The sequence below is a fragment of the Gilliamella sp. wkB292 genome, from assembly GCF_001690235.1.
In the GTDB taxonomy this organism is placed as follows: domain Bacteria; phylum Pseudomonadota; class Gammaproteobacteria; order Enterobacterales; family Orbaceae; genus Gilliamella; species Gilliamella apicola_F.
This window is the reverse complement of record NZ_LZGO01000048.1, coordinates 48,418-62,436: the sequence shown is the minus strand read 5'-3', so window position 1 is coordinate 62,436 and position 14,019 is coordinate 48,418. Positions and strand designations below refer to the sequence as shown.

The following is a 14,019-nucleotide window of genomic DNA, read 5'->3' as shown; positions in this document are numbered from 1 at the left end:
AATTAATATTCATTGATGTTTGGTGATAATGGGTTTATGAAAATTCTTTAGCTTCAGATGGGAGAAGTATAAAATCAACGTTATACTGATTCTAAATTAAGCAACTGTAACTAAGGTGAATTATGCTATGTGTTAACGGAGTAAACCTTTACTATCTAAAAACGGGTACAGGTGAGCCTTTGATTCTATTGCACGGTAATGGGGGAGATCATCGGGTTTTTTTGCCTCTCATTGCCAAATTAACATCACATTATACTATTTATGCAGTGGATAGTCGTAATCATGGACGCAGTGATAAGACTGATGTTTATGATTATAACGTTATGGCTGATGATGTTGAGGCGTTAATTGACAAACTAAGTCTTAAGTCAGTGAATATCATCGGTTTTAGTGATGGCGCCATTATTGCATTATTGTTAGCATTGCGTAATAAGGGAATGATTAAAAAAATGGCATTATTGGGGGTGAATTTGAAACCATCCGATTTTACTCAACAAAGCTATCAATACGTACAACAGCACTACGAACAAACAAACGATCCATTATTTAAAATGATGCTTGAACAACCCAATATCGAACTCAGTTCGTTAACTAAAATTACAATACCAACTTTAATTATTGGTGCAGAAAATGATATTTATAATCCTGCAATGTTCGTTGAAATTGCTGACAATATACCCAATTCGCAATTGAAAATTATGACAAACCATGATCATGGTAGCTATATCATTAATAATGATATGTTATATCCTGATTTGGTTAAATTTTTTGAAACAGATTAAGATGTCATTATTTAAAATAAAAGATTGGAAGTTTTAAAAAAATAGTAAGTTAATGTTTATAAAAATAAAACTAGTCAATATCGAATAATGACTAGTTATTTTTGTTACAAAATATGTTGAAACGTATAATCTTTAAAACATATCTTTACAAGATAAGTGTATTGCTTAATTTTGTATTATCGCAATAAGCAAGCTTGAATTTTATCAACCTCTTTGTTTAATGCATCAATAACTAAGTTTGGATGCGCGCTTTCTAATGTTTTTACGTTTTCAAAGCCGTCATTGACCACTGAACCAGTAAATTGCTGGGCTTGTTTAATATTACTAAACAGATAACGGATATCATTTTGATTGCGTGTTGTTGTCAGGGTATAACTAACAAAATACTTAATATAATATTCGTAGTCTGTAACTGCGTTAGCGACAACACTATTTCCTTCAACTAATTTAATTGTATCACCACCACTGACTGTGACGGCCTGTTGTTGAACTGGCATGTTATAGTATGACCACCAGCGAGAGCCAAAATAGTTATCACTGGTTAATACCACAGGGCTATTATCAAGTTCTTGAGCTATACACAGAGCTAAAGAAGAGTGAAGGGCAGTAATAGGGCGTGAGGTAGTATATTTATTCACTATATCAACACCAGATGAATTTTGACCGATTTCTACACCTTGCGTTTGATAAATTGACATCATCTTTTGAGATGTACACCCAGTTAGCATCGTAAATATTGTCACAATACCAATTAACTTTTTCATACCACACCCTTATTAGAATTAACTGATTAATTCTAGCTGGTTATACATAGATTTGCTAGTGTTTCTATGGTTTGAAAAACGAATAAAATGATAATCTATAAACTAGATGGAGGGCTAATTTTTGCTAATTAAGTCTTCAAAGGCAACAGTATGTATTAATAAATTAAGAGAGAAGATTGACCTTCTCTCATCTGGTTAATTTAATCTTTTTTACCACGTATTTTTCGTGATAATTTTTTAAAGCCATGGGTAAATTTTTTAATTGCCATTGCTAAAACAGGGACTTTGATTTTGATATTGAAGCGTTCTTTTAATTCAATAGCATCATTTGCTTTCGTTAACCAAATAAAACCAGAATTAGTTAAATCAATCGCTTTAATTTTGCCGTCAGGTGTTAAAATAAAATTACCGCCATGTACGTCATTAGAAACTAAATTATAACTGTGTAATTTTTCAATACAGTCTTTTATTTGATCGCCATACTGCTCCATTTCTTCCCATTTTAATGAGCGGCCTTCAATAAAATTGAAAATCATATAATGGCGCTGTGTTTTTTTGTCAAAAGCAACCAAATAAAGCTCATAAGCAATATCACATTTATCTAATGATATTTTTGCCAACTTTCGAATGAGGTTGAAATAAAAATCGCCAGTAATTTTGGCAATAAGCTTGCGCTCTAAACGATGTTCGATCCCACCATCAATTTTAAAGATAAATTTGCTTTGATTGTGATTGATCAAATAAGTATATCGCTCTAGTTTATCACTGGGGTCGAGGAGTTCGCGATGCCCTTCTTCTGCCAGAAATTGGTCAAAAAGGTCTAAATAATTAATTTCATCATTATCAACATAAGCGAATTTCATATCGCCACGTTCAACTTCAATAATTTTTGCAAAGTTATTCAAATTTTAACGCCTCAAAATATATAACATGGGGACTATCTAGAACAGTAAGTTAAATAAAGTAAAAGAAGTAGTAATCTTACCTAAGTGACTATTCTAACAAAATTCACGCAAATAGGCACATGCATATAATGAATTAATAATGATAAACTATAAAAGATAAATGAATTTATCAAGTTGAGATAACTATGAATAGTAAATCAGTTATGTGGTTTTTATATATTATTAGAACCGCTAAACAATCATTGTACACCGGTATCACAACAGATACGAGCCGACGTTTACATCAACACCAAAGCGGTAAGGGCGCAAAGCATTTAAAAGGTCATCAAGATCTTGCAATTGTGTATCAAGTTTGTGTAGGTGATAGATCAACAGCTTTAAGGCTTGAGTATCGGATTAAACAACTTTCCAAACCCAAAAAAGAACAATTAGTTCAACTTCAGCCTAGTTTAGAGGTGTTATTAGAGAAGTTAGGACTTTAACATTACAGTGACACTGGCTGTTTTTTAATTTTAGTTTGTCTATTTTATTTACCTAACCGAAAGCAATTGAATTGCTGGTGATTTGATAGCAATAATTTGCTGTCTAAATGTTGCTAATTGTTGAAGCCAAAAATCCTCATCTGTTATCCATGTAAAAGCGGGCGGAAAAGCGGGATCTTGCCATCGCATTATAATCCAAGCTAGATGATGCACCATACGCATTGCTCTTAAAGGCTCGATTAATTTGAGCTGTGCAGTGTCGAAATCATAAAATTCTTGATAGATTTCAATCAAGGTATCTAATTGTAAGCGTTGTTCTTGCTCGGTTCCATAAAGTAGCATCCACATATCTTGGACTGCCGGTCCATTACGCGCATCATCAAAATCAACAAACATAGCATTATCACGCCATAAAATATTACCAGGATGACAATCAGCGTGAATACGAATAGGTTGCCAATCGTTATGCCAATGCTGTTCGATTGTTTGGGTTAATGTTGATAACGTTTCCGTGAGTTCAAATCGTACTTTATTGGGGACCAGATTACTCGATAATAGGATTTCTTTTGGGTGATATAAATACTCGTCTAATCCGATAGTTGGACGATGTAAAAACAGTTGTTTTGCGCCAATTTGATGAATCCGTGCAAGTAAGGTGGCAACCGATTCCATTTGGTTAATATTATCCATTTCATATTGCCGCCCACCTACGCTAGGAAAAACAGCAAACAAATAGTTTTGATTTTCATGTAATGTACAGCCATTGAGTGTTAATGGTGCAATAGCTGGAATTTCTGCGTCAAATAGTTGCTTAGTAAATTGATGCTCTTCAAGGATCTGCTGCCGATTCCAACGATTGGGCCGATAAAACTTTACTACATAGCGAACACGTTGTTCATCCATAAATTGGTAGACACGATTTTCGTAACTATTGAGCGCTGTTAAGCCTGAGTCAACATCAATACCAATAGTTGCCAAACTATCGATGATCAATTCCGGTGATAATGATTGAAATGAAAAATCTAATTGACTCATCAAATGGTTTCCTTACTGTTGATTAAACCATTGATCTAGTTTTTGCTTTAATGCATCTAATCCAATTCGTTTAGGTGATGAAAAAGGCGCAACAGTAATATCACCTTGAAAAGGTAGGATTGCCTCTTTAACCATATTGACTTGTTTTTTTAACGCGCCAGACGCAAGCTTATCGGCTTTAGTTAGCAATAACATCACCGGAATTTCAACCGATACAGCCCAATCAATCATCTGTTGATCGAGATCTTTGAGTGGATGTCTGATATCCATCAGTATGACTAACCCTTTTAGGCTTTCTCGTTTTTGTAGATATTCACCCAGTGATTTTTGCCATTTTCGTTTTATTGCTTCAGGCACTTGCGCATAACCATAGCCTGGTAAATCGACCAAACGGCAATTTTCTTCTACTTCAAAAAGATTAATTAATTGGGTTCTACCGGGTGTTTTACTGGTTCGGGCTAATGTTTTTTGATTCGTTAGTGTGTTGAGCGCACTGGATTTACCTGCGTTAGATCTACCAGCAAAAGCAACTTCAACGCCACTATCAGTTGGTAGGTGTGATATATCTGGCGCACTTAAAATAAAGTGTGTTTTTGCGTAATTTAAAGGGCGAATATCGGTCATAACAAAGTATCCTTTAAGTGCATTAACGGCACCTAATTGATTAAAATGCCGTTACTGTATAGAAAAACTTAAGCGTTGACAACCTTTTCGACGGCTTTTGCAAAGCGCATCATGCCTTCTTGTATTTCATTTTCAGAGATGATTAGTGAAGGTGTAAATCTTAGTACATTGGTGCCCGCATTTAAAATCATAACTTTAAATTCTGTTGCAACATTAAGAAAGTCTCTTGCTTTATCATGAAATTGCGGTTGAAGTTCGGCGCCTAATAATAAACCTTTGCCGCGATATTCTCGAAATACTTTAAATTGATCATTAATCTCTTCTAGTTTTTCAATAAATATTGCTCTTCGCTGTTGAACGCCTTCTAGCACTTCTGGCGAGTTAATAATATCAAAAGCCTCACAACCAACGGCACAAGCTAAAGGATTACCGCCATAGGTAGTACCATGCACTCCAGGGTGCATTACCGAGGCTATTTCATTGGTGGTCAGCATTGCGCTAATAGGGAATCCCCCCCCTAATGCTTTAGCTGAAGTCAATATGTCGGGTGTTATTCCATATTGTTGATAGGTAAATAAACTACCAGTACGTCCCATGCCGCATTGTACTTCGTCAAAGATTAACAGTGCTTTATATTGATCACAAAGCTCACGCACACCGTGTAAAAATTCTGGGGTTGCGGAAGTTAGGCCTCCTTCGCCTTGTACCGGTTCTAATACTACTGCACAAGTATGGTCATCGATTATTGCTTTAACCGCATCTAGATTGTTAAAAGGAACATGAATAATATCTGCCGGTTTTGGTCCAAAACCATCGGAATATTTTGCTTGCCCACCCACAGATACAGTAAAAAAAGTACGACCATGAAAAGATTGATAAAAGGAGATGATTTTTGTTTTATAAGGGCTATATTTTTCAGTTGCATAGTATCGAGCCAGTTTAAATGCTGCCTCATTGGCTTCAGCCCCTGAATTAGCGAAAAACACACGATCTGCAAACGTGTTATCAATTAGTTTTTGTGCAAGAGTCAAGGCCGGTTCATTAGTGAATACATTACTAACATGCCATAATTTTTCGCTTTGTTCTTGTAGTGCTTTAACTAATCTTGGATGGCAATGACCAAGGGCATTAACCGCTATGCCACCAGCAAAATCGATATAATCTTCACCATGCTGGTCCCAAACACGGCTGCCTTCACCTTTAACAGGAATAAATTGAGCTGGCGCATAAACAGGTAAAATAACTTTATCAAATAATTCTCGAGTGATTTTGGTGGTCATCATTTTATCCTTATATTTTATCTAAATTGTTACATCTATTTTATGTAATTTAAATGTTTAGTAAAGTAAATAATTATTCATTATATTTGAATTAAAATTCATTTTCCAAACCGTGAGAACGAAATTGATTAAGGCAACAATTTTATTGTTTTTATCGTACCATTTTCGGGTATAATCGTGGGTCAAATGATAATTGTCTCTCAATAGGAATTAAGATGAGCCGTGTTATTTATTGTCATTATTTAAAAAAAGACGCAGAAGGTTTAGATTTTCAACTTTATCCAGGTGAACTTGGTAAACGAATTTATAATGAAATCTCTAAAAGTGCTTGGCAAGAGTGGCTAAAAAAACAAACTATGTTAATTAATGAAAACAAATATAATATGATGAATTCTGAACACCGTAAAAAAATCGAAAGTGAGATGGTAAAATTTTTATTTGAAGGTGAAGATATTGTCATTGACGGATACAAACCTAAAAACTGAGAACTCAAATGAAAAACAAAATAAAAATTATTTCATTATTCGTGACAGTGAGCCTTTTAAGTGGTTGTCCTAGTAAAAATTCCAATAAAATCGACGAAGATTATTATGTAAAAGATACCAATGCGTTTAATATTTTAATTGGTCAATATGCAAATAATATCGAACAAATATGGGGTCCTAAAGAGGTGCTTATAGCGGGGCCTAAAGATTATGTGCAATATGAGGATAATTTACAAACTCGAGTCCATATTAATTTTGTTTCTGGTGTCATTACTGTTGAGACATTATCCAGTTCTCCACTTGATAATTTAAAAGAAGCCATCGTTTCAACACTATTAATGCCTGAACCTGTTGATATTATACGTAAAGATAAAATCAGTCAGGACTTGTCAAAAGAACCTTTTTTATATAACCAAGTTCTTGACCAAGAACGGCAGCCCATTCGTTGGAGTGCGCGAGCTAATAGCTTTGCTGATTATGTGTTAGCGAATAATTTAAAACAGCGTAAATCAGGTTCTCATTTAATTACTTATGTTGAAATCAAACTTGTGCCTAACCACATTAATCAACGTGCTAAAAAGTTTTTACCACTTGTAACTGAAGCTTCGAATCGTTATTTTATTGATGAACGATTAATTTTAGCAATTATGGAAGTTGAGTCAGCATTTAACCCGTACGCAGTAAGTCGAACCGACGCATTAGGTCTTATGCAAGTTCAGCAACATACAGCAGGTCGTGACATTTTTAAATTAAAAGGTAAGTCAGGCGAACCAAGCCGTAAGTTTTTACTCGATCCTCGTAATAATGTCGATATGGGCACAGCCTATCTATCTCTATTAAAGACTAAATATTTAGCAGGCATTAATAATCCAATTTCTTTAAGATATGCCATGATTACTTCTTATAATGGTGGAGCAGGAAGTGTATTGCGTACGTTTTCTAATGACCGTAACGAAGCCATTAACATTATTAATTCTATGACACCACAGCAAGTTTATCGAAAATTAGTGACTTCGCACGTTTCTCAAGAATCCCGAAATTACTTAATAAAAGTGAGTCGAATTTTAGATAATAAATAAGCGGGTTATAGGGTGATAACGCTTCATTTGCAAAATTAGTAATGAAGCGTAAAGGATATATTTCAAACAATCACAACAAATTTGTAAGAATAGTTCTGAAGTGAATCTATCGATTATTTTAAACGGTATTATAACCGTTATATTTTATAAAAATGTTTATATGGATGCTAAAAAAATAAATTTAATTAATTAGATATTTTAAATTTTGGTGGATAATCTTAGATTAATTATTTATAGTAAAAGTGATTTCTTTAACAAATAATGATTTTTTGTTATAAAATTTTTTAATAAAAAAAACGTGATCTGCTTCAAATTTTGAGTATACTATGGCTCTCATAAAACCCTAGTTTTTTTGAGGATGTTAGTTTGAGTACAGATAAACTCGTGGATTCGTTTTCCCCCGCGCAAATGACCCAGATCGCTGAAGACATCGGCAATTACAAAGTAAATAAACACCCTTGTAGCACGCTTCTTTCTGCCATCATTGCAGGTGTTTTTATTTCCATTGCATTTGTATTTTATATCACTGTGACAACTGGAACGGCTGGTGTTGCTTTTGGTTTAGCAAAATTAGTCGGTGGTATCTGCTTTTCATTAGGATTAATGTTAGTTGTTTGCTGTGGTGCAGATCTTTTTACTTCAACAGTATTAACTATTTTACCTAAAATGACTCACAAAGTGAGTTGGCTAAAAATGCTACGCAATTGGATTTTTGTCTATATTGGTAACTTTATTGGTGCTATACTGTTTGTAGCAGTTATTTGGCTTTCAGGTCAATATATGGTAGCTAATGGATTGTGGGGATTAAACGTTTTACAAACCGCAGATCATAAATTGCACCATACTTTTATTGAAGCAGTATTTTTAGGTTTACTGGCTAATTTAATGGTATGTTTGGCTGCTTGGATGAGTTATGCTGGTCGCAGTTTACTCGACAAGATGTTAGTTATGGTATTACCTGTTGCTATGTTTGTGGCAAGTGGATTTGAACATAGTATCGCAAATATGTTTATGATTCCTATGGGAATTGTAATTAAAAATTTTGCTTCACCGGAATTTTGGTCTGCTGTTGGATTGTCGGCAGATGCATTTAAAGAATTAACCGTTGAGCATTTTATTATAAATAATTTAATCCCGGTAACAATCGGGAATATTTTAGGTGGATTAGCTGTTGCGCTACCTTATTGGGCTTTATATTTACGTAAGCCACATTGATTTTAAAATATTTACCCTCATTTATATGAGCGGTAAATAACTATTTTTGTAAACCTGAGGTGAAAAACTATGAGTAATTTAAACGAAGTACAAGCAGTTGCTTGGAAAGGATTTAAAGATGGTGATTGGCAAAATAATGTTAATGTCCGCGATTTTATTCAAAAGAACTACACGCCATATGAAGGCGATGAGTCTTTCTTAGCTGGTGCAACTGATGCGACAACTAAGTTATGGGATAAAGTAATGGAAGGCATTAAAATTGAAAATGCTACCCATGCCCCTGTGGATTTTGATACAAGTGTTATTTCGACAATTACTGCTCATGACGCAGGTTATATTGAAAAAGATTTAGAAAAAATTGTTGGTTTACAAACTGAAAAACCATTAAAACGTGCGATTATTCCGTTTGGTGGTATTAAAATGATCGAGAACTCATGTAAGGCTTATAACCGTACACTTGATCCTTTAGTTAAAAAAATCTTCACTGAATATCGTAAAACCCATAACCAAGGTGTTTTTGATATCTATACTCCAGATATTTTACGTTGTCGTAAATCAGGCGTTATCACTGGTCTTCCAGATGCTTATGGCCGTGGTCGTATCATTGGGGATTACCGTCGTGTTGCACTTTACGGTATTGACTACTTAATGCAAGATAAATATGCGCAATTCAATTCATTACAAGCTGATTTTGAAAATGGTGTTGACTTAGCTATGACTATGCAACGTCGTGAAGAAATTGCGGAACAACATCGTGCACTTGGTCAAATTAAAGAAATGGCCGCTAAATATGGTTACGATATTTCTGGACCTGCTAAAACTGCTCAAGAAGCGGTACAATGGACTTACTTTGGTTATTTAGCAGCAGTTAAATCACAAAACGGTGCGGCAATGTCTCTTGGTCGTACTTCTACATTCTTTGATATTTACTTCCAACGTGACCTTGAAGCCGGCTTAATCACTGAAAAAGACGCTCAAGAAATTGTTGACCATTTCGTTATGAAATTACGTATGGTTCGTTTCTTACGTACGCCTGAATATGATGAATTATTCTCTGGTGACCCAATTTGGGCAACTGAATCTATCGCTGGTATGGGTGTAGATGGTCGTACTTTAGTGACTAAAACTTCGTTCCGTTTCTTAAATACACTTTACACTATGGGTCCTTCACCAGAACCAAATATGACAATTCTTTGGTCTGAACAATTACCAAGTGGATTTAAAGAGTTTGCATCAAAAGTATCTATTGATACTTCATCATTACAATATGAAAATGATGACTTAATGCGCCCTGACTTTAACAACGATGACTACGCTATCGCATGTTGTGTAAGCCCAATGATTGTGGGTAAACAAATGCAATTCTTTGGTGCGCGTGCAAACCTTGCTAAAACTCTTCTATACGCAATCAATGGTGGTGTGGATGAGAAACTAAAAATGCAAGTAGGTCCAAAAGAAGCGCCAATTACTGACGAATATCTTGATTTTGATAAAGTTTTTGCTCGTTTAGATCACTTTATGGATTGGTTAGCAAAACAATATGTAACTGCGTTAAATGCTATTCACTATATGCACGACAAATATAGCTATGAAGCATCATTAATGGCATTACACGATCGTGATATTATTCGTACTATGGCATGTGGTATTGCAGGTCTATCTGTTGCTGCTGACTCATTATCTGCGATTAAATATGCGAAAGTTAAAACGATTCGTGATGAAGATGGTCTTGCTGTGGACTTTGAAATTGAAGGTGAATACCCACAATTTGGTAACAATGATCCACGTGTAGATGATATCGCAGTTGATTTAGTTGAACGTTTCATGAAGAAAATTCAAAAACTTAAAACTTATCGTAATGCAATTCCTACACAATCAGTGTTAACTATTACTTCAAATGTTGTATATGGTAAGAAAACTGGTAATACGCCTGATGGTCGTCGTGCTGGTGCTCCATTTGGTCCAGGTGCTAACCCAATGCACGGCCGTGACCAAAAAGGTGCGGTTGCTTCATTAACATCTGTTGCTAAACTTCCATTTGCTTATGCGAAAGATGGTATTTCGTATACTTTCTCTATCGTTCCAAATGCGTTAGGTAAAGATGATAGTGCACGTAAACGTAACTTAGCAGGCTTAATGGATGGTTACTTCCACCATGAAGCAACTATTGAAGGTGGTCAACATCTTAATGTGAACGTACTTAACCGTGAAACATTATTAGATGCGATGGATCATCCTGAAAAATATCCACAATTAACTATTCGTGTTTCTGGATATGCAGTGCGTTTCAATTCTTTAACTAAAGAGCAACAAAAAGACGTAATTTCACGTACTTTTACACAATCAATGTAAGTGCGACAAGAGCGCACTTATGCGCCTAACTATTTGATTTTAATCAAAAGTTAGGTGGGTTAATTAAAGTGAACAACTTTAATTAGCCATCCTCACAATATCCGAGTAGGGCGTTACACATGTCCGAAAGGATATTGTATAACCTGTATTCGGTAAAGAATATATCTTAGTCTGTGAGAGGCACCTCTCATATCTAAAGAACAAAATTCTTTGGACAATTCAATTAATCCTATCTGATATTCTGGAAGATACCAAGGAATTCAATAAAATTATTGAATCGCCCAAGGAAACGAAAGAATTCATCAGTATATAGTTTAAGTTAGAATTGACCTATTGTGAAGTTTATAAGTGCATAAGCTGTTATTATCATTGTTGAAGTACAATTACCTATAGATTAGGTAAAAGTGCGAGTCAACCTGTTATATGACTAACAGTAGCCTAGGGATAATGCGAAACTGGCAACGGTTTGGTGTGGAGCTTCCTGACAATGTACCCCCTTGAGGAACAGCAAGGTTAATGCGTATCGTGAGGTAACATTAAGTAATGGCAAGTAGCATGTCATGAGGGGCTAGGCTAAATAGAAAGATGAACGTAAGTGAATTGTTGATAAACGTCGTGAATTGTAAAGAGCTTAAGCTACTGATAAGCTCTAACCAAAAAGGTATATAGTGGGTTATTTCTTTTTTACATTGGGGATACGTCATCATAAACACTATCGGCGAAAAGACAACATCTTAACTATTTGTGTGATAATAATGGAACTTGGTAAGCCCGTATTTCCGCCTTAGGGCAGGCAAAGCGTAAGTGATGCTGTTGGGAGTGCAGGTAAAGGAGGTTAGAGAAAGCGAATGATTGGCTGTAATGGCTAATATAGGGTATGAAACATGACCTAATCCGAAAGGGTGCAGACTTTTAACTGGTCTTTCATCGTAAGATGTTGGCTAATCCTTTATGGTCATTTCTTCGGGAATGATTGGATGGGGAAAGGAAACAGGCAAGTGAAAACAAGCTCATTTCCCAACTCTAACAATTCACCATGTGACAGAGAAGTAGAATTTATTTGGTACACTGAATAATTCTTCCTCCCTTCACAGATGAAGAAATTATTCATACAACACCAAGTAGATTTCTGCTTATTTCTGTTATTACAGGAGTAAGTATGAAAGAGTACACTAAGTTTAACGAAAAAGTTGAAAGTGGTCCAGCTCCAGCGACTCCTGACATGAATGAGCAATGGCACAATATTGATTGGGTCAAAGTAACAAAACATGTTAAGGGATTGCAGGTACGGATTGCGAAGGCAACAATTGAAGGTGACTACCGTAAGGTTAAACGCTTACAACGGTTACTAACACGCTCAACGTACGCTAAGCAATTAGCAGTACGAAGAGTGACAGAAAACAGAGGTAAAAGAACGGCAGGGGTTGACAAAGTAACATGGTCAACACCTGAAAGTAAATGGGAAGCAATTGCAACGTTGACAAGTAAAGGATACAAACCGATGCCATTAAGGCGGGTTTATATTCCTAAGTCTGACGGAAAGAAGCGCCCTTTAGGCATTCCGACCATGAAAGATAGAGCAATGCAAGCGTTACATTTATTTGCTTTACAGCCTGTTGCAGAAACAACGGCGGATAAAAACTCGTATGGTTTTCGAATCAATCGCTCAACGGCGGATGCGATAAGCCACGTGCATAAAATATTCTCACGCAAAGGGCGTCAAATGAGACAAACGGCGCAATGGGTATTAGATGCGGATATACAGGGTTGTTTTGACCATATTAGTCATGATTGGTTAATAGCAAATATTCCAATGAATAAAAGAATATTAGCAAAATGGTTAAAATCTGGCGTAGTGGATATGGGACAGGTTAGACGGACGGAAGAGGGTACACCACAAGGGGGTATCATTTCACCAACTTTAGCAAACATGGCACTAGACGGCATTGACGAGCTATTAACTAAACACTTTGGTGTAATTGGAAATAGACAACGGCGTGCCAACAAAGTATACATGGTTCGATATGCGGATGACTTTATCATATCGGGGAATTCGAAAGTATTGCTTGAAGATGAAGTTGTTCCGGTAATGCGAGAATTTTTGAAAGAGAGGGGACTAACCCTATCGGAAAAGAAAACACGCATTGTGAACATTAAGCAAGGGTTTGATTTCTTAGGTTGGACTGTGAGGTCATTTAAAGGCAAGTTGTTGATTAAACCGAGTAAAAAGAATGTGAAATCATTCTATCGCAAGGTAAAAGAAACGATAAGCAAAATGAAGATGGTTAAGCAGGACATACTCATAGCAAAATTAAATCCGATGTTAAGGGGGTGGGCAAACTATCACCGTAACATTGTGGCTAAAGAAACGTACAGTAAAGTAGACCATTTAATCTGGCAAGCGATTTGGCGATGGTGTTGCCGAAGACACAGTAACAGGCGGAAACGATTTGTTAAGGAGAAATACTTCACAAGGATACAAAGCAGGGACTGGATATTTGGTACACATACAACGAATCGGCATGGAGAAAAGATATGGACTGAATTACTGTGTTGCAGTAAGACAGAAATTAGACGTCATATAAAGGTAAAATCGGAATATAATCCCTTTTTACCAGAATGGGAATTATACGGCGAAACACTATACCAAAAACGGATGTACGAAGATTATTCGCACAGAAGTCAATGGCAAAGGTTGTATAAGGAACAAAAAGGACGGTGTGGACTATGTCATCTCCCTATCACAAAAGAGACGGGATGGCATGACCACCATATCATATACCGCATACAGGGCGGAGATAATAAACTGAAAAACAGAATATTATTACATCCAGTATGTCACATTAAAGTTCATGCACTGAAGTTAGAAGTATTGAAACCGACTTAGCAATAAGTTAATAGAAAGGCTTGAGCTGTATGCGGAGAAATTCGCTCGTACAGTTCTTAGGGGGCGGCGGCATAGAAATATGCCGCTGCTACCCGACTTTAGTTAATTGATGATTTGCATTAAATAGCG

12 protein-coding genes are annotated in these 14,019 nt (G+C 35.8%); 7 read left to right on the top strand and 5 right to left on the bottom strand.

Features of this window, described 5'->3' with window-relative positions; all coding sequences use genetic code 11:
- Positions 1-122: 122 nt before the first annotated feature.
- Positions 123-782, top strand: coding sequence for an alpha/beta fold hydrolase (locus A9G09_RS05340; RefSeq protein WP_065633859.1), 660 nt, complete (start codon positions 123-125; stop codon positions 780-782).
- Between the two features lie 176 nt (positions 783-958).
- Here the strand turns inward: A9G09_RS05340 and A9G09_RS05335 are convergent, their stop codons facing one another.
- Both A9G09_RS05335 and A9G09_RS05330 read right to left on the bottom strand, forming a co-directional pair.
- The gene (locus A9G09_RS05335; protein ID WP_065633858.1) at positions 959-1,546 is read right to left on the bottom strand and encodes a hypothetical protein; all 588 of its coding nucleotides are present in this window, start codon (positions 1,544-1,546) and stop codon (positions 959-961) included.
- 200 nt (positions 1,547-1,746) lie between these two features.
- Positions 1,747-2,451 (bottom strand): lipopolysaccharide core heptose(II) kinase RfaY, encoded by a 705-nt coding sequence (locus tag A9G09_RS05330; protein ID WP_065633857.1) that lies wholly within the window; start codon positions 2,449-2,451, stop codon positions 1,747-1,749.
- Between the two features lie 185 nt (positions 2,452-2,636).
- On the opposite strand from A9G09_RS05330, the gene A9G09_RS05325 reads away from it, so the two are divergent.
- On the top strand, positions 2,637-2,933 hold the full coding sequence (locus tag A9G09_RS05325; protein ID WP_065633856.1) for a GIY-YIG nuclease family protein: 297 nt from the start codon (positions 2,637-2,639) through the stop codon (positions 2,931-2,933).
- A 48-nt stretch (positions 2,934-2,981) separates the two neighbouring features.
- Here the strand turns inward: A9G09_RS05325 and A9G09_RS05320 are convergent, their stop codons facing one another.
- The 3 genes from A9G09_RS05320 to A9G09_RS05310 form a co-directional block, all read right to left on the bottom strand.
- Entirely contained in the window at positions 2,982-3,968 is a 987-nt protein-coding gene (locus A9G09_RS05320; RefSeq protein WP_065633855.1) for a serine/threonine protein kinase, read from the bottom strand.
- Between the two features lie 12 nt (positions 3,969-3,980).
- Complete coding sequence (gene yihA / locus A9G09_RS05315; RefSeq protein WP_065633854.1) at positions 3,981-4,592, bottom strand: ribosome biogenesis GTP-binding protein YihA/YsxC; 612 nt, start codon at positions 4,590-4,592, stop codon at positions 3,981-3,983.
- 68 nt (positions 4,593-4,660) lie between these two features.
- Complete coding sequence (locus A9G09_RS05310; RefSeq protein ID WP_065633853.1) at positions 4,661-5,872, bottom strand: aspartate aminotransferase family protein; 1,212 nt, start codon at positions 5,870-5,872, stop codon at positions 4,661-4,663.
- A 215-nt stretch (positions 5,873-6,087) separates the two neighbouring features.
- Between A9G09_RS05310 and A9G09_RS05305 the strand changes: the two genes are divergently transcribed.
- The 5 genes from A9G09_RS05305 (at position 6,088) to ltrA (ending at position 13,890) form a co-directional block, all read left to right on the top strand.
- A complete protein-coding gene (locus A9G09_RS05305) occupies positions 6,088-6,357 on the top strand; it encodes an oxidative damage protection protein (protein WP_065633852.1) in 270 nt (89 codons plus the stop codon).
- Positions 6,358-6,365: 8 nt separating this feature from the next.
- The gene (gene mltC / locus A9G09_RS05300; RefSeq protein ID WP_065633851.1) at positions 6,366-7,436 is read left to right on the top strand and encodes a membrane-bound lytic murein transglycosylase MltC; all 1,071 of its coding nucleotides are present in this window, start codon (positions 6,366-6,368) and stop codon (positions 7,434-7,436) included.
- A gap of 366 nt (positions 7,437-7,802) precedes the next feature.
- On the top strand, positions 7,803-8,651 hold the full coding sequence (gene focA, locus A9G09_RS05295; RefSeq protein WP_081297488.1) for a formate transporter FocA: 849 nt from the start codon (positions 7,803-7,805) through the stop codon (positions 8,649-8,651).
- Between the two features lie 69 nt (positions 8,652-8,720).
- Positions 8,721-11,003 carry a formate C-acetyltransferase gene (pflB, locus tag A9G09_RS05290; protein ID WP_065633850.1) on the top strand — a complete coding sequence of 761 codons (2,283 nt, stop codon included), beginning with the start codon at positions 8,721-8,723 and terminating at the stop codon, positions 11,001-11,003.
- Between the two features lie 1,222 nt (positions 11,004-12,225).
- A complete protein-coding gene (gene ltrA / locus A9G09_RS05285; protein WP_065562467.1) occupies positions 12,226-13,890 on the top strand; it encodes a group II intron reverse transcriptase/maturase in 1,665 nt (554 codons plus the stop codon).
- Positions 13,891-14,019 lie beyond the last annotated feature (129 nt).